Annotated in this window: 15 protein-coding genes, 1 pseudogene and 1 riboswitch; of the genes and pseudogenes, 4 read left to right on the forward strand and 12 right to left on the reverse strand. The window is 59.9% G+C overall.

All coding sequences use genetic code 11. The features are described 5' to 3' along the window. Positions 1 to 69: 69 nt before the first annotated feature. From atzF to ABLU95_RS04950, 7 genes are all read right to left on the reverse strand, one after another. Positions 70 to 1,866 carry an allophanate hydrolase gene (atzF, locus tag ABLU95_RS04920; RefSeq protein ID WP_241515982.1) on the reverse strand — a complete coding sequence of 599 codons (1,797 nt, stop codon included), beginning with the start codon at positions 1,864 to 1,866 and terminating at the stop codon, positions 70 to 72. Further along, complete coding sequence (uca, locus tag ABLU95_RS04925) at positions 1,863 to 5,468, reverse strand: urea carboxylase (RefSeq protein ID WP_348878944.1); 3,606 nt, start codon at positions 5,466 to 5,468, stop codon at positions 1,863 to 1,865. Before uca ends, atzF begins: the two co-directional genes overlap by 4 nt. Positions 5,469 to 5,634: 166 nt before the next feature. Beyond that, on the reverse strand, positions 5,635 to 6,270 hold the full coding sequence (locus ABLU95_RS04930) for an urea amidolyase associated protein UAAP2 (RefSeq protein WP_023289733.1): 636 nt from the start codon (positions 6,268 to 6,270) through the stop codon (positions 5,635 to 5,637). A gap of 10 nt (positions 6,271 to 6,280) precedes the next feature. Further along, positions 6,281 to 7,009: an urea amidolyase associated protein UAAP1 gene (locus tag ABLU95_RS04935; protein WP_032454968.1), complete on the reverse strand. Its 729-nt coding sequence runs from the start codon at positions 7,007 to 7,009 to the stop codon at positions 6,281 to 6,283. 4 nt (positions 7,010 to 7,013) lie between these two features. After that, complete coding sequence (locus ABLU95_RS04940; protein WP_044523302.1) at positions 7,014 to 7,790, reverse strand: ABC transporter ATP-binding protein; 777 nt, start codon at positions 7,788 to 7,790, stop codon at positions 7,014 to 7,016. Continuing rightward, the gene (locus ABLU95_RS04945) at positions 7,787 to 8,602 is read right to left on the reverse strand and encodes an ABC transporter permease (RefSeq protein WP_023289736.1); all 816 of its coding nucleotides are present in this window, start codon (positions 8,600 to 8,602) and stop codon (positions 7,787 to 7,789) included. The genes ABLU95_RS04940 and ABLU95_RS04945 overlap by 4 nt, the downstream gene beginning before the upstream one ends. 24 nt (positions 8,603 to 8,626) lie before the next feature. Further along, positions 8,627 to 9,685: a putative urea ABC transporter substrate-binding protein gene (locus ABLU95_RS04950; protein ID WP_032452903.1), complete on the reverse strand. Its 1,059-nt coding sequence runs from the start codon at positions 9,683 to 9,685 to the stop codon at positions 8,627 to 8,629. A gap of 56 nt (positions 9,686 to 9,741) precedes the next feature. Continuing rightward, a riboswitch (guanidine-I (ykkC/yxkD leader) is annotated at positions 9,742 to 9,840 on the reverse strand. 539 nt (positions 9,841 to 10,379) lie between these two features. Between ABLU95_RS04950 and ABLU95_RS04955 the strand changes: the two genes are divergently transcribed. Further along, the gene (locus ABLU95_RS04955) at positions 10,380 to 10,730 is read left to right on the forward strand and encodes a hypothetical protein (RefSeq protein WP_241515980.1); all 351 of its coding nucleotides are present in this window, start codon (positions 10,380 to 10,382) and stop codon (positions 10,728 to 10,730) included. A 45-nt stretch (positions 10,731 to 10,775) separates the two neighbouring features. Continuing rightward, positions 10,776 to 11,000 (forward strand): hypothetical protein, encoded by a 225-nt coding sequence (locus ABLU95_RS04960; protein WP_326182785.1) that lies wholly within the window; start codon positions 10,776 to 10,778, stop codon positions 10,998 to 11,000. Positions 11,001 to 11,228: 228 nt separating this feature from the next. Here ABLU95_RS04960 and ABLU95_RS04965 read toward each other — a convergent pair whose 3' ends face one another. Then, complete coding sequence (locus tag ABLU95_RS04965) at positions 11,229 to 11,660, reverse strand: DUF4354 family protein (protein WP_241515978.1); 432 nt, start codon at positions 11,658 to 11,660, stop codon at positions 11,229 to 11,231. Between the two features lie 710 nt (positions 11,661 to 12,370). Here ABLU95_RS04965 and oxlT point away from each other — a divergent pair. Continuing rightward, positions 12,371 to 13,627, forward strand: a complete 1,257-nt coding sequence (oxlT, locus tag ABLU95_RS04970) for an oxalate/formate MFS antiporter (protein ID WP_050534108.1) — start codon at positions 12,371 to 12,373, stop codon at positions 13,625 to 13,627. Between the two features lie 37 nt (positions 13,628 to 13,664). Here the strand turns inward: oxlT and ABLU95_RS04975 are convergent, their stop codons facing one another. From ABLU95_RS04975 to ABLU95_RS04985, 3 genes are read right to left on the reverse strand one after another with little or no spacing between them, the layout of a single operon-like run. Continuing rightward, the gene (locus tag ABLU95_RS04975; protein ID WP_226327492.1) at positions 13,665 to 14,237 is read right to left on the reverse strand and encodes a GNAT family protein; all 573 of its coding nucleotides are present in this window, start codon (positions 14,235 to 14,237) and stop codon (positions 13,665 to 13,667) included. Between the two features lie 24 nt (positions 14,238 to 14,261). Next, positions 14,262 to 14,453: a hypothetical protein gene (locus ABLU95_RS04980; protein ID WP_227524074.1), complete on the reverse strand. Its 192-nt coding sequence runs from the start codon at positions 14,451 to 14,453 to the stop codon at positions 14,262 to 14,264. Further along, positions 14,365 to 14,976 (reverse strand): HAD-IB family phosphatase, encoded by a 612-nt coding sequence (locus tag ABLU95_RS04985; RefSeq protein WP_348878946.1) that lies wholly within the window; start codon positions 14,974 to 14,976, stop codon positions 14,365 to 14,367. The genes ABLU95_RS04980 and ABLU95_RS04985 overlap by 89 nt, the downstream gene beginning before the upstream one ends. On the opposite strand from ABLU95_RS04985, the gene ABLU95_RS04990 reads away from it, so the two are divergent. Next, positions 14,954 to 15,532, forward strand: coding sequence for a TetR/AcrR family transcriptional regulator (locus ABLU95_RS04990; RefSeq protein WP_023289743.1), 579 nt, complete (start codon positions 14,954 to 14,956; stop codon positions 15,530 to 15,532). The two genes, ABLU95_RS04985 and ABLU95_RS04990, sit on opposite strands and share 23 nt — an antisense overlap. Here ABLU95_RS04990 and ABLU95_RS04995 read toward each other — a convergent pair. Continuing rightward, a pseudogene (locus ABLU95_RS04995) lies at positions 15,508 to 16,606 on the reverse strand (iron-containing redox enzyme family protein). The gene ABLU95_RS04990 and the pseudogene ABLU95_RS04995 overlap by 25 nt on opposite strands. Positions 16,607 to 16,766: the final 160 nt, after the last annotated feature.

Raw genomic sequence — 16,766 nt, forward strand, 5'->3', positions numbered from 1 at the left:
GGCGTCCGGGAGGCATCGCCGGATGGTGCAGAAGTGCCCTCTGCGGCGCTACTTCAGAGGGTGTTCCGTTTACCTGGCCAGCCACTGACGCCAGCCGCCCCAGGCGGTGATCTCGGTGGCCGCGCCCAGCCCACCGGCTTCACAGATAAAGCCTGTCACCCAGCGGCCGTCCGCCAGCTCAATCTGTCCCAGCCCCAGCGGCGCGGGGATGGCGGCCAGCAGCGACCCCACCTCAGCGCTGGGGATCGCCCAGACTTCCACCGCTATCGCGGCCCCCTCTGGTTCGTCACGCACCATCGCCGGGCGCTTGCCATCCGGGAGGACATACAACCGATAGCGCGGCGCGCTGTGGGTCGCCTGCAGCAGCCGGCCGCCCCGCGCCAGCAATTGACCGTTCAGCGGCTGGCCGGTCAGGTGGGCGCCGCATACCGCCAGGGCCATCCGATCATGGCCCGCGGGGTGCGCAGGCGGCGGGCTCTCCAGCCGCGCGCCGCCTGCCAGCGGCAGCCGCTCCGCGCGCTGGAAGGCGTCGGCCAGGCTCAGCAAATACTGATCGGTAAAGGCCCGGCCGAACAGCGTGACGCCGGAGGGCAGTCCGTCGGGCATAAACCCGCACGGCACGCTCACCGCCGCATAGTCCAGCAGGTTCATAAAGTTGGTGTAGTAGCCCAGGTCGGCGTTGCGGGCGATGGGCTCCGCCGCCAGCTCGTCCAGCGTTACCGGCCGCGGAAAGGTTGGCGTGAGCACGCAGTCCAGCGTCTCGAGGATGGCATCGCACTGCGCTTTATACTCCTGCAGCTGATACATCGCCTTAAAGGTCGCCGTCGCGTCGATATCAGGCGCTTTCGCCAGCACGTCGCGAATGACCGGCAGCACGGCGTCCGGCTGCTGCTCAATCAACGGGCCAGCCACCGCATAGCGTTCAGCGACCCACGGCCCGTCATACAGCAGGCGGGCGGCGGCGAGAAAAGGCGCAAAATCGATTGCCACGGCTTCCCCACCGAGCGCCGTCAGCCGCTGCACGGCCTGGGCGAACAGCGCTTCGCTGGCGCGGCAGCCGAGGAAGTTAAGCTCCTGCGGGACGCCAAAGCGAAACCCGGCGGACGGCCTGCCGAAGGCCTGACGACTGTTCCACTGGGGATTGCGGCGGCTGTAGCTATCCTGCGGATCGGCCCGGGCAACCAGCGCCAGCAGCTGGCTGGCCTCGTCGGCGGTGGCGCTGAAAAAGGTCACGCAGTCCAGCGTGCGGCAGGCCGGTACCACCCCGGCGGTGGAGATCACCCCTTTCGTCGCTTTCAGGCCCACCAGGTTATTCAGCCCGGCCGGGACGCGACCGCTGCCGGCGGTGTCGGTCCCCAGCGCGAAGCTGGCAACGCCCAGGGCTACCGCCAGCGCCGACCCGGCGCTGGAGCCGCCGGAGGGATAAGCGGGATGGTACGCGTTGCGGCAGCGACCATACGGCGAACGGGTCCCGTTCAGGCCGGTGGCAAACTGATCGAGATTGGTTTTGCCCACCGGCACCGCCCCCAGGGCAATCAGCTGTGCGACAATGGTCGCGCTTTGCGTCGGCCGGTAAGCAAACGCCGGACAGGCGGCAGTGGTGATTATCCCCGCGAGATCGATATTATCTTTGATGGCGAACGGCACCCCGTACAGCGGGAGCGTGTCTGGCGAATGGCCTTCCAGCGCCGCCAGAAACGGCGCCTGCTCCGCTTCGCTCAGGAGATGGATAAACAGATTAAACTCGGGCTCCAGCGCTTGCGCCCGCTGGCGGATCCCCGCCAGCAGCGCGCGCGGGGTGGTGTGGCCGTTACGATAGTTCGCCGCCAGAGTCGCCAGGCGTAAATCAAACGTCTGCTGCATCATGCCTTCTCCTCAATAATCACTGCCACCCGCTGCCCGGCACGCACCGCGCTGCCTGGCTGCACATTGACCTGCTGAACCCTGCCATCGCACGGCGCCAGCAGCGGGATCTCCATTTTCATCGACTCAAGCACCACCAGCACATCGCCGGCGCGTACCTGGCTGCCGGCCGCGGTCTGTACCTGCCACAGATTACCGGATACCGGGCTTTCCACCCCCTGCTCCCCCGGCTGCAGCGGCGCATCGCCCGCCTCTTCTGTCGCGCTCTCCTGGCTGTCGAAATGGGCCTGGCCGCTGGCGATCCAGCGCTCGCGCTCGTCGTTAAACGCCCGCTGCTGATGATCGCGAAATGCGCTAATGCTCTGCGCCTCGCGAGAGAGAAACTGCTGGTACTCCGCCAGCCGCAGCGTGCTGTGCTCGATGCGCAGCGGGTAGCGTCCGAGCGGGAAATCGCGGCGAATAGCCAGCAGTTCTTCCGCCGAGACCGGATAGAAACGCAGTTGGTCGAAAAAGCGCAGCAGCCAGGGCTTGCCGGCAAAATCGGCCACCTCGTGATAGCGATTCCACATCTGCAGGGTGCGGCCGACAAACTGATAGCCGCCCGGACCTTCCATGCCGTAAACGCACAGATACGCTCCGCCGATGCCCACCGAGTTTTCCGCCGTCCAGGTTCGCGCCGGGTTGTATTTGGTGGTGACCAGCCGATGGCGCGGATCAAGGGGCGTGGCCACCGGCGCGCCGAGATAGACATCGCCGAGCCCCATCACCAGATAGCTGGCGTCAAACACCGTTTGCCACACCGCCTGCTCATCCGGGAGATCGTTTATCCGGCGAATAAACTCGAGGTTGCTTGGGCACCAGGGGGCGTCCGGGCGGACGGTGGTCATATATTTGTCGATCGCCTTGCGGCAGGCCGGATCGTCCCAGGAGAGCGGGAGATGCACCACCCGTGTTGGAACCTGCAGATCGTCGCTCATGCAGACCGTGGCCCACTCCCCGCGGACCCATGCCAGCAGCGTATCCAGCGCCAGCGTTTCCGGCTGGAAATGGAGCTGCAGAGAGCGGATCCCCGGCGTGATATCGATGATCCCGTCCCGGGATTGCCCCTCAAGGGCCTGCATCAGGGCATGGATGCGAAAGCGCAGCACCAGATCCAGCTCCGCCTCACCGGCCTCCAGCAGCAGGTGGGTATCGCCGGAGAGGCGCGCCACCAGGCGTTTGTCAGCGTCGCCGCAGGTCATCACCACCGGCGAGGTGAGCGGCACAGGCTGCCAGGCAACGTCCTGCGCCTGCAGGGTCGCCAGCTCTGCGCGACGGCCTGCCGCCAGCCGCCGGGCGGTGGGGACGTCAATCGCCACAAAGCGCACCTTATCCCCCGCCTTAAGCTGGCCCAGCTGCCAGAGATCGGCTTCGATCACCGTGACCGGGCAGACGAAGCCCCCGAGGCTTGGGCCGTCCGGCCCGAGGATCACCGGCATATCGCCGGTAAAATCCACCGCCCCCACCGCGTAGGGGTTGTCGTGAATATTCGACGGATGGAGCCCGGCTTCGCCGCCGCTGTCGCGGGCCCAGACCGGCTTGGGCCCGATCAGGCGCACGCCGGTGCGGCTGGAATTAAAATGCACTTCCCAGTCGGTGGCAAAAAAGGTCGCCATATACGCCGGGGCAAAGAACTCCGGCGCGCCGTGGGGGCCATAAATCACCCGCAGCGTTCGCACTTCCGCAAGCTCAGGGCGCAACTCTGCGGGAAGCGCCGCGCCTTCCATGGTCTCAGCCGGAGGCGCAAGATGCAGCACGTCGCCGGCGCGCAGCGCCCGTCCGCCGTGGCCGCCAAACTGACCGAGGGTAAAGGTGCTTTTACTGCCCAGGTAGTCCGGCACCTGAATGCCGCCGCGCAGGCAGAGATAGCTTCTGACGCCTGGCCCGCTTATCGCCCCCAGCCTGAGGGTCGCCCCCGCCGGAACAGAGAAGACGCCGTCCATCTCCTGGTCGATGCCGTCGAGCGTTACGGGCAGCGGCGCGCCGCAGACCACCGCCTGCACCGCGGTGTTAAATTTCAGCGTGGGTCCGCTAAGGGTGATCTCCAGCGCGGCGTCGCCCTCGGCATTGCCCAGCAGACGATTGCCCAGGCGCAGCGCCCGGTCATCCATCGGGCCTGAGGGCGGTACGCCCACCGCCCAGAACCCCAGACGTCCCGGGTAGTCCTGGACGCTGGTCTGGGTGCCGGCGCTGAGTACCTCCACGGTATCGGCCCGGTAGCGCAGTTGCTCCAGACAGCGGGTCCAGGGTTCCCCGGCGGTGAACGGCGCAAAGCGAAGGATCTGCTGCAGGTACTGGCGGTTTGTTTCGACGCCGTACAGGCGGGTCTCCGCCAGGGCCTGCGCCAGGCCGTCGATCGCCTCATCGCGGCAGGGGCGCCAGACGATAGCTTTCGCCAGCAGCGGGTCAAAAAACGGCGGCACTTCACAGCCGGCCTCGACCCAGCGGTCGATGCGCAGGGTAGCGCCGTCCGCCGGCGGAAACCAGACGTCGGTTAACAGTCCGGGCGAAGGCTGAAACTGACGGCCAGGATCTTCGGCGTAAATTCGCGCCTGAATGGCATGCCCCCGGGGCTGTAGCCCGGCGGACAGCTCGCTCAGCGGCGGTAAATCCCCTGCCGCCAGGGCGATCATCCAGCGCACCAGGTCCACGCCCCACACCTGCTCCGTGACGCCGTGCTCTACCTGCAGCCGGGTATTGACCTCGAGGAAATAGAAGCGCTGCGCCGCGCTGTCGTAGACAAACTCCACCGTCCCGGCGCTGCGGTAGTTCACCGCTTTTCCGAGGGCAATGGCCGCGCTACACAGCGCCTGCGCCATCCCGTCCGGCAGATTTGGCGCCGGCGTCTCTTCAATCACTTTCTGGTTACGCCGCTGCAGCGAGCAGTCGCGCACGCCGAGGGCGATAACCGCCCCCTTCCCGTCGCCGAAGATCTGCACCTCGAGATGCCGGGCGCGTTCGATATATTTTTCGAGAAACACCCCGGCGTCGCTGAAGTTGTTTTGCCCCAGCCGCTGCACCGTGGCAAACGCCTCGCTCAGTTCGCGGGCGTCGCGGCAGACGCGCATGCCAATCCCCCCGCCGCCCGCCGTGCTCTTGAGCATCACCGGGTAGCCCACCGCCTCTGCCGCCCGGCAGGCTTCTTCGCTGTCGGCCAGCAGGTCGCTGCCTTCCAGCAGCGGAACGCCCTCCGCTTTGGCCAGCGCGCGGGCGGTATGCTTCAGGCCGAAGGTTCGCAGCTGTTGCGGGGTCGGGCCAACAAACGCCAGTCCCGCCGCCTCACAGGCCTCGGCGAAGGCGGCGTTTTCCGACAGAAAGCCGTAGCCGGGGTGGATGGCGCGGGCGCCGCTCTGCCGCGCGGCGGCAATGATCTTCTCTACGACTAAATAGGTTTGCGCTGCCGGCCCCTCGCCAAGGCTCAGCGCCTCATCCGCTTCGCGGACGTGCAGACTGCTCAGGTCGGCTTCGGCGTAAACGGCGACGCCCTTCACCTGCATGGCGCGCAGGGTGCGCAGAATGCGGCAGGCAATCGCCCCGCGGTTGGCAATCAGTAAGGTATCAAACATAAGCGGAACTCACAGCGAAGCGGGTCGTCCCGCAACAATTCATCTTCCCCTGAGGTCGTCCCCGGGAGAACCGGCGCTTAAAGGTGGCGCGTCGGCGTGTAGTTCAGGCGGTCGGCGCGAACGGCGAACAGCCGAAAGGCCAGCAAACGCCAGCGCTGCCAGCGGGTCAGTTCCATACCAGCACCTCGGCGGGGGTCGGGTTCCAGCCATTGCAGGGATTGTTGAGCTGCGGGCAGTTGGAGATCAACACCATGGCGTTACACTCCGCGCGCAGTTCCACGTATTTTCCCGCCGCCGAGATGCCATCCGCGAAGGTCAGACCGCCCTCCGGCGTCACCGGCACGTTCATAAAGAAGTTAATGTTGGCGCCGATATCGCGCTTATGCAGACGGCCATCATGCAGACAGGCGCAGAGGAAATTATCCCGGCAGCTGTGCATGTAGCGCTTGTCGAGGGCGTAGCGGACGGTGTTACTCTCCTGGGCGCAGGCGCCGCCGAGGGTATCGTGCCGCCCGCAGGTATCGGCCACGATGGTCATCAGCGGACGACCAAGGTTGGAATAGAGCACGCTGCCGGCGGTGAGGTAGGCGTTACCCTGGCGGCGCAGCGTGCGCTGCGCATCGTAGCGCTCGCGCGGGTTGTCGGCGTTGTAAAACAGGGTATCAATCGCCTGGTTGCCTTCGAGATCGAGCAGACGCAGGGTTTGCCCTTGTTTAACCTCGAACAGCCACGGCTCCCCGGCGGGGATCACATGGCGATAGACGGCCTCTTCCGGACGTCGGTGACTGGTGATAAGGGTCATAAACGCCTCCTTACAGGGCAAAAAGTTGGGTATTGCGGAACGCGCGCAGGTTCTCATCGCGGGTCAGGAGCGCCTGAGTGGCCGCGTCTTCATCGTCGGCCTGATACCAGCTCAGCTGCACCGGACGGGGGGCATACTCTGTGGCCGGATCCTGAGGATGCGGTAGCGCGGTGAGGACCAGCAGGACGTCCATCGGGGCATACAGTTCCACATAGTCCCCGGCGCGGCTGTTGCCGGAGACAAAGTGAAAGCGCCCCTCGTCATCGACGGTCACTTTGCTGAAGAAGTTGACTACCATCAGCAGATCTTCCAGACCGAGATCCCATTTCCCCATCTCCACCAGCAGGTTATCGACGCCGTTGCGGTAGAAGCCATTGCGTAATTCCTGATAGCGTCCGGCGCCATATTTGTCGTGCGTCTCCCCGGCGTTGAGGACCCCGCCGAACGGATCGTGCCAGCCGCAGCTGTCGGCGACGATCCCGGCCAGCACCCGGCCCATATCGGAGTAGAAACAGTGCCCGGCGGTCAGGCGCGCGGTATGCTGTCCTTTGAGGGTATCCGGCAGGTTGAGCCGCTCACTTTTCTCATGAGGATTGAGCATCATCATGCTGACGTTTGCCCCGCCGTCGAGATCGGTCAGGCGCAGGATCTGCCCTTTGCGCAAAATCAGCGAGGTGTGCGCCCCGCCGGGAAGCCGCTCTTCGCGCAGGCTGGGGGTGGAGTGAAACAGTTCAGTCATCAATTTATCTCCTTAATGCGTAAACGTTGGTGTCGCTACCGGCGGCCAGTTGCGCCATCCGCGCTTCATTGAGCGGAATGTCGTAGGTAATACGCGCTCCCCAGGCGTTGGGCGCCTGCGGGTCGATGCGCACTTTGTCGAACACCAGCAGCCTCGTGCCCAGGTTGAAGCCTTCGGCCAGGTCGTGGGTGACCATAAACACCGTCATGCGCGTTTCGCTCCACAGCTGGAGCAGCAGCGCATGCATATCCTTGCGAATGCCGGGATCCAGCGCGCCGAAGGGCTCGTCCAGCAGCAGCACCCGCGGCTGCATTACGAACGCCTGGGCAATGGCCAGCCGCTGCTGCATCCCGCCCGAGAGCTGCGCCGGGTATTTATCCAGGGCGTGTCCCAGGCCCACTTTCTCCAGCATTCGCTGGGCCTGTTGCCGGGCTTCGCGCTTTCTGCCGCCAAACAGGCGCCCCAGCAGCGGGGACGCCGGCAGCTCCAGGCCGATGGCGACGTTATCCAGCACGTTGAGGTGCGGGAAAACCGAATAGCGCTGGAAAACCACGCCGCGACTGCGGTCCGGCTCCGCCGCCAGCGGCTGGCCGTCGAGCAGGATGGCGCCGCGGGTCGGTTGCTCCTGACCGAGCAGCAGACGCAGAAAGGTCGATTTACCGCAGCCGGACGCGCCGACCATTGAGCAAAACTCGCCCTCTTTCACCTGCAGATTAATGCGCTCCAGCACCACGTGGTCGCCGTACTCCTGCCAGATGTTTTTGATGTCGATAAAACTCATCCCCGGCCTCCTTCCGCCCACGGGAAACAGGCTTTGTGCAGCTGACGCAGCGCCAGATCCATCAGCCATGCCAGCAGCGTGATCCAGATGACATACGGAATAATCACATCCATCGCCATATAGCGCCGCACCAGGAAGATGCGATACCCCAGCCCGGCGGTGGCGGAGATGGCCTCGGCGGAGATCAGGAACAGCCATGCCGAGCCCAGCAGCAGGCGCAGAGAAGCTATCAGCCGCGACAGCAGCTGAGGAAGCACCACCCGCAGCACCACCGTCCAGCTATTAGCCCCCAAGGTCTGCGCCTTTATAAACAGCTCCGCCGGGATCTCCCGCGCCCGCTGCTCCAGGTCGCGCGCCAGCATCGGCGTAATGCCGATGACGATCAGCATCACTTTCGACAGCTCATCCAGGCCAAAGACGATAAACAGCACCGGCAGGATCGCCAGCGGCGGGATCATTGACACCACCGTCATCAGCGGCGACAGCGCCGCGCGGTACATCGGGAAGACGCCGGCGGCGATACCGATGCCGAGGCCGATCAGCGACGAGACGGCCAGGCCCGTCAGCAGACGGCTCAGGCTGATCAGCGTGTCGGCCCACAGCAGATACTCGCCGCTGCGTTTGTCCGGGGTGAACGCCATCCGGTCAATGGCCGCCGCCATCTGCGACAGGCCTGGCAGCAACTTGTCCTGCGGATTGGCTTCCAGCCGCACCGCCGATCCCATAAACCAGGCGGCGATCAGCAGCACAAACGGCAGCAGCATCAGCGTCAGGCGCATCCCCTTTTGGGGATATCGGTTAATGTGGCGCATGGCGTGGTCTCCCGGCGGCAATCATTACAGCTGGCCCGCGGCGGCCAGCTTCAGGTAGCTGTCGTCAAAGCGCAGTTTGCGGTTGGCGGCATCGCCGAGCGTGACATTGCCCGGGAAGGTCATGCCGATAAAGTCCGCGCTCTGCGCCCCCTCGCCCAGCAGACCTTTATCGAAGGAGAACTGCGCCACACGCTGCATGGTTTTCGCCAGATCCGGCGAGGCGATAAACGCCAGGGTGTCGGCAGGCGTCCAGAAAAGATGAGTGGTTTTGAGCTGCGCCTGGTAGCCGGCGAGATCGGTACCGGAGTCGGCGGCCATAGCGCTCAGCGCCTGGGTATCGCCGGCCTTCATTTTGGCCATCATTTCAAACCACGCGCCGGTCAGCGCTTTGCCCAGCGCCGGGTTATCTTTCAGGGTCTGGGTATTGACCACCATCATGTCGATAAGCTCGCCCGGCACCTGCGAGGAGCTAAACACTTCGCTGGTTTGCGGGGTCTTTTTGATAACCGACAGCTGTGGATTCCAGGCCACCGCCGCCCGCACGCCGCTGGTGCCAAAGGCCGAGACGATATCGGCATCGGAGGTATTCACCACCTTGACGTCTTTTTCCTGCAGCCCGGCTTTTTCCAGGCCGCGCACCAGCAGATAGTGGGAGACCGACAGCTCCGGGAGATACACCGACATCCCTTTCAGGTCGCTGAGCTTTTTATCCGCCCCTTTCAGAACCACCCCGTCGTTACCATCGGAGTAGCTGCCGGTGATCAGCGCCGTGCTGTCGACACCGCCGGCCGCCGGAATGGTCAGGGCGTCCATATTCGTCATCGTGCAGCCGTCAAACTGCCCGGCGGTGTACTGATTGATGGATTCGATGTAATCGTTGAGCTGAACAATATTGATTTTGATGCCGTACTTGCTGGCCCATTTATCGATGATCTTTTCATTGCTGATGGCGCCCCAGGGCATCCAGCCGGCGTAGATGGTCCAGCAGACGTTGAACTCTTTCTTGACGGCGGCAAAGGACGGGACGCTGGTCAATAGCGTCAGTGACAGGACAAGTGAGCGGAGGAGCGGCGATGTTTTCATGGTGGACCTCTGGTTAGCACGAGAAACGGAGCAGCGCGACACCCAACGGTGCTGCTGTCTCCCGGGCTTTTATCCCGCCGTGTAACCTCGCCGAGGTCGCCAGCTCTCGGACCAGACGTTCACCGCGGTGAACCGGAACCCTAGCCAGCTATTGTGTGATCTAAATTGTCTGTTGCGCTGCTTTCTGCTGATGGTATTGCAAGGGCCATGCCAGGAGCCAGACAGCAGTATTTTCAGTGATTTACCGCCAACTGGCGCATCGCCTCCCAAAAATGGGGAGTAAAAGTGGGGCATTGCATGGCTTTGGTGCAAAGGGAAAGCCCACCGCGTTCTGGCCAACAACCGGCCGGGGGTCATGGGGGATGAATCCTGTAGCTGATTATCATGGCGCGGGGTAAATGTTTGCCATTACGCCGCTTCGACATGGGGGATGTCGCAGGCGCTTCTTCCCTGTCCCGTCGCCAGGGGGGCTCATATTTTTACCGCCTGTTTTACCCGCCTGACGGTAAAGCATTTAAATGTTGAATACATACTAATGCTAAATCGCAGGCTTGTGCGTTTTAACGCACGATGATAATATTGCGCCACGTTAAGTAGAGGGGTGGAATAAATTCACCATTCGTTAACTCAGAATGCCTGGCCTGTTAAATACAAGTTAAAATCACGCCAATGTTATTTAACACAGAGAGGTTCCATGAAAATATTGCTGATGTTGCCCCCCCTTTTTCTGTTAAGTGGTTGTGTGGATCTGGGTGATGTGGGCATACACCCGGAAGAAGGAACCTATTACGTTAATCAGGGAAAAAATCAGGTGATCGATTGCCTTCATAATGCCGCGTCTAAAGCGAATTTATCGCTGGAATATGATGAGACCCTTCCTGAAAACATCGATAAATACAACCTGAGGAATACTGAAAACACGACTGTCGCGTGGGTGGATATCAGTAACTTCAACGGCAGGCAGACTTCGGTAGAATTTTATTATGCGCCGCATGCCCCGGATATACATCGGTCGGTCACTACCATTGCTGAACGGTGTTCATAATGCCCGGATAACCAGAGACAGAGTTAAGCTGACAAGAAACGAATGATGAAAACCTCTCTCCTTTTGCTAATAGCAGTGCTGGTGATTTCTGGCGAGTTACACGCTGATACTGTTTTTTATCAGGATAGCCATTTTGTCAGGCACTCTCTTTTTACAGGCACCGTAAGCAAAGCGAAGCACCATAATAAATTAGCGATGAGTTTTGGCATTTGCCAACTGAGAAAAATCATCAGGAGCGTCACGGATAGCGACGCAAAAAAAGACGCGTAAAGATTGTCCAATAACTGGCCAGTGTATTCCCCTCCTGGCGGACGCGCCTCCCCCGTAAAATGAAATACGAGTGACCTACTTCAGATGAGCGTGGTGCTTGACACGGTTGATGTCTGCCGCGCACGCCCCCTCATCATCCAGATGTTATGTTCATCTCGTAACACCTTACGGACGCTTGGTGTTACGCTAACGTCATATAAGGCAGATCATCCACGCTCGGGATGGGAGTTATTTTGTTAAGCAGTCTTTACCGAAAGCGAGACGGACAAAAGGTATATTCAGTATTTCAGGATCGGCGCTGCTGAAGAACACGTTACCTGTTCGGCTTTCAATGGGTTTGTATTTTTTCAGCATCTCCATTTCAATACCCGTGCTCATAAATGACTTGCCATTTTTATCATACAAAAAGAAGCACATTTTGTTATCTTTGCCAGGTTCAATGCTTTTATCAGAGAAGTTATCAAGCGTAACTTTATAGGTCACCAGATACTTCGCCTCGCCGGTCACGCTATCCCATTCACTTCCGGTGGCCTCCTTTAGGGCAAAAATCTTGACCCCTGAAAAATAAGGATCAGGATTCTTTTTATCAATAGCCTGCACCGTTCCTGAGGCAGCGATGGCTACAGCCAGCGCAACACCTTTGGTAATATAATTATGCATTTTTCACCTCATTCAATTTACTATTAAGTGAACGCTACCATAGAACATGACATTGGTATTATCAATGATATTCTCTGTCATCACTATTTGATGAAAACCCAGTCTGTCATTATATTTAAACTTATAAATCAGTGCGTTGAAAAAATAACTATTAAAATAATTCCAATGTGAATTTAATAAATTGTTAACTGTAACTTATTTTTCACTTATTTCTGCGTCATGTTTAAGCAGGGTTTATCTTCAACTTCATCAGCATGCGATTTAAAGCCGTTCGCACCGACCAGGTTAGCGCCTCCTGTATCTATAGCGTGAATATAATCAGCGATCAGAAACAGGATAAACAGGTGGGTGCCTGTCCCCCGCCTGAATGCCATGCCTCTTTTTCCATTAGACCTACCATCGGCCTTGAGCCAGTCAATAAGTGAAGCGCACAGCGATGACCCATTTGCACCGACTCAGTGCCGCCTGTTCACCATACTGAATCTCATCCCCTCCCACACTTACATGTTAACTGTTTGTATATAAAGCACTATTTTAACTGGCACGTTTAATGCTCTGCGGTTGTATACAGCGATGTTGACAAGATCTCAGGCCAGGAGGCGACAACCCATAGCCACCTGCGGTCGCGACGCCAACGCCTTCTTCTCTCCGTGAAGCCTCCAGGGCGGATGCGTTTCACGGAAACCTGTTAACTGAAAACGGAGAACAACATGACGACACTCAGCGAACCGTTGGTTACCCCGAAATATGGCAAATGGCGCCAGCTGGTGCTGGGCCTGATCTGTATGGCCGCCATCTCCAGTCCGCAATATGTCTGGACGCTGCTGACGAAACCCCTGGCCGCAAAGCTGGGCGTCGGTCTGCCCGAGCTGCAGGTCACCTTCTCGCTGCTGATCATCCTCCAGACCTTCTTTTCGCCCTTTCAGGGGCGGTTAGTGGAGAAATTTGGCCCACGGCGGCTAATTGCTATCGGCACGGTGATGGCGGGGATGAGCTGGGTGCTTTCCGCACAGGTGAATGGCCTGGCGACGCTGTGGCTGGTTTATGGCTGCATGGGCGGCCTTGGAACCGGGATCGTCTACATCGGCGTTGTCGGCCTGATGGTCAAATGGTTTCCGCGGCAGCGGGGGTTCGCCGCCGGCGCGGTGGCGGCGGGCTACGGGATGGGGGCCATCATAACCACCTTCCCCATCTCCCTGTCGCTGACCACCAACGGCCTTGAACACACGATGACGACCTTCGGGGTCCTCTTCGCGCTCGTCGGCTTCCTCGCCAGTCAGGGACTGAAGCTGCCGCCGCCTGCTGTCTCTTTGCCCGTCAGCCAGACGGTGGCGCAGAGCAGCAGATCGTTTACCTCCCGGGAAATGCTGCGCCAACCGCTGTTCTGGCTGATGTTTGCCATGATGGCGATGATGTCGACTTCCGGGCTGATGGTCACTTCGCAGATGGCGGTGTTCGCCGAGGACTTCGGCATTAGCCAGGCGGTGGTGTTTGGCATGGCGGCCCTGCCGCTGGCGTTAACGATAGACCGCTTCACCAACGGTTTAACCCGGCCGCTGTTTGGTTTTATTTCCGACCGCTTCGGCCGCGAGCAAACCATGTTTATCGCCTTTGCGCTGGAGGGGGTGGCGATGACGCTCTGGCTGGCGTGCCGGGAAGATCCGCTGCTGTTTGTCCTGCTTTCCGGGGTGGTGTTCTTTGGCTGGGGGGAAATCTTCTCCCTCTTCCCGTCGACGCTCACCGATACCTTCGGCAGCGAACATGCCGCCAGCAACTATGGCTGGCTGTATATTTCGCAGGGCATCGGGTCAATCTTCGGCGGCCCGCTGGCGGCGCTGCTCTATCAGTACACCCACGGCTGGCATGTGGTTTTCAGCTGCGCCATTGGCCTGGATTTTGTCACCGCCGCCCTCGCGCTGTGGGTGCTAAAACCGTGGCGCGCGCGCTTTATCCGCCAGCATAGCTAACGACAAGCCTGGCAGAAGTGACGGCCAGTCCGTCACTTCACTGATATTCGCTGCGCAGCAGCGCGTACAGATACTCATCACCCCACTGGCCTTTAAAAAAGATATTCTGCCGGTAATGCGCCTCGCGACGAAAGCCCAGCCCTTCCAGGAGTTTGATCGCGGCGGTATTGCGGGTGTCTACCACCGCAATCAGCCGGTGATGGGCCAACGGTTCAAAGAGTAAGGCTATCACCGCCTGTATGGCTTCCCGGGCATACCCCTGATGCTGATACGCCGGGGAAAAGGTCATCCCCAGCTCGGCCTGTCTGCCCTGATCGAAAAAGTGGATCCCCACATCTCCCGCCAGCGCACCGTTGGCCTGGATCTCTACGGCAAGCTGGAACCAACTTTCATCCTCAGCAAAGGCCAGGGAACGCTGTTGTTCATAGAAGGCAGTCGCCTCTGCCATACCGTAATGGCTCCAGCTCTGAAAGCGGGCCACTTCCGGCAGGTTGCGATAGCGGCTGAAAGACGGCAGATCTTCCTTTCTGAACCGGCGCAGCAGCAGCCGGGGCGTGGTCAGGGGTAGCAACATCTCTTCTTCCTGGTGAGTGGGGCAATAGCGCGCCATCTTAACCTGCGCAGCCTGACGCCGCTAGCCGCATGGTGGTGCCTCCTCCCAGCGATAGATTTGAGTGGTGGCCAGCGCCAGCATGGCGAAATCTTCCGGCGTATCGCCGTAAGCGAAGATCGCTTCGTCATCGGTCAGGGCGTAGTTCGCCAGGATACGCGCCTTTTTGGCCAGGCCGCTGCAGTCTCCACCCTGATACTGGACGAAGGTAGACATCCAGCGAGGCTGAGACCACCACCACGGTGTCCCCTCGCGCCTGATGCCAGGCTATACGCTGCATTGCGTTCTCCCGCAGCGTGCGGGGAATAAACGCCAGGCTATGATCGTTCCCACGCTGCAGGATCTCAGGTTGCGATTTCCCGGCAAAAGCATAATGAAACACTTTTTGCCGGATGGCAGAGGCTGAAAGCCAGCCCATTTTCCAGGCGAGAATATAGGGCAACAGCCGCAGTTTGCCCCGACGAATGGCTTTCGCATCGAGGGACTGATAAATGAAAGGGGTAAACGTTTCTTCGTGGGTTATCGTGCCATCGAAGTCAAAAAAGGCAATGTTCTTCTTCATCCTTGTCACCTTATACACCAATACCGGCGCCGCGCGAGGCGCAGCTGATTTACTTTTTGCCCGCCTGGCGGCAAGATCCGGCATAATGCACCGCTGTCGCAGGACGACCGGGTCACCGGCAGTCGTGACAGCGAACCATTCGACAGGAAAACGCATGAAGCCAAAACAAGCGGACATTCTCCGCCACGCCAGCGCGCTGTTTAATCGCGAAGGATATCAGTCGCCCAGCATCGAGCGGATTGCTGAGCATGCCGGCATCTCCAAAATGACCTTCTACCGCTACTATGCTGATAAAGAGGCGCTCATTCTGGCTATCCTCCGGCAGAAAGAGAGCGAGTTTATGCAAGATCTGACGCAGATCACCGCGGATAAAGCCACCGCGCGGGAGAAGTTGTTCGCCGTGTTCGACTACTATCAGTGCTGGTTGACCTGCGAAACGTTCCACGGCTGCATGTTTACCCGCGCGCTGTTTGAATATGGCGCGTCATCGCCGGCGATCCGGGAGCAGTGCTCCCGGTTCAAATCGCGCCTGTGGCAGTTCTTCCGCGATATTCTGACTCGGGTATTAAAACCGGAGCCTGCCGAACGGGTCGCCATGATGATGGTGATGCTCATCGATGGCGCCATCGCCGCCCAGCAGGCCGAGTCCGCCGAATGCCGGGAGATCCCGCCGGGGACGACCGCCTGGAGCGCGGCCAAAGCGCTGATCTACTCAGAAGGCGGTACGCTGTGAGCTCATGCTGCCGTCCAGCGACTGCAGCGCCGCCAGCAGACCATCATAGTAATCGTTGCAGGTTTGCAGGCGCAGCGCGGCGCCAAAGTAGACCTCCTCCATCGCCGCCGGATGTTTTTTGCCAATCGGCACAATCACATTGTTCAGCCAACCGTCCGCATGGCCGATATCGACCGTGATATGTTCGGCATAGTAATGCACGTCGCGATCGCTAAGCCCAATCCGCCGACAGCCCGCCACCAGTTTTTCATACTGTGGCGGGTCGAGCAGTTCGGTCATCGCCATCACCCCCAGCGATTTGTAGTAATGCTGACGATTTACGCCGCCGAGCATAAAGGCGTTATACCCGGCCAGCCCCTGCCACTCGTACAAATGGGCAAAATGATTGTCCGGTAAGGCGATATTCCGCCGCTTCAGTAAATCCTTATACAGATTGACGTGGGTGATCTCAGTGCTGCCCTGGCCTATCTCATCCCACAGATTTTGCGCAATCTCGGCGCGGGTTTCCGGCAACGAGCCCACCAGCCCCATCGCCACCAGATCGAAGAAAAGCAGATTCAGCGCGCTGTCGCTTTTGAAGAAATAGTCGATTTGCGCCGCGGAGGCCTCGCTGGCAAGGAAATCGAACAGCGGATGATGAGACGCCGGGTGCTGCTGGCATAAGGCGCGCAGTTCGTCGACGATATTGCCGGCATTGAGCACCGGCCTCTGGCGGTGGAAACGTTTGCTTTCCGCCCGCAGCCACTCAGACTCAATGTAATTTCGGATCCCGGAGAGCAGCGGATGAAACTGATTGGCAGCCGCCGGCGAGAGCGGGTCGGCAAGCCAGGACTGATAAAGGATGAACAGCGCATGGTGCGCGCGCTTTTTGGCCTGCGGATCGTCAGCGGAGAAGGCGCGGATGCAGGTATTCTCCGTCAGATGCCAGGCTCTGTCAGCGACCAGCGGATTGGCCGTCAGCTTCAGCGACAGCGCGTTGCTGTGCAGAAGCTGGTCAATTAACTCATCCAGCGCCAGCCTGGCCATCACCGCGGTTTGGTCACTACCAATGACCCCATTGTCGGTATTACGCATGAATTTATCCCTGTGAAATGCATGGCGACTATACGGTATAGTACCCCTCACAAAGCGGCAACGTAAATTTCAACCACATTATTAATTCGCTGTTTATTAACGATTTTAAATAAACAGAACAAAAGCCACTAAAATAGTGTTGATATTATAAAAATAATAA

Origin of the sequence: Klebsiella sp. GG_Kp146 (assembly GCF_040061975.1) — a bacterium.
GTDB classification, from domain to species: Bacteria; Pseudomonadota; Gammaproteobacteria; order Enterobacterales; family Enterobacteriaceae; genus Klebsiella; species Klebsiella quasipneumoniae.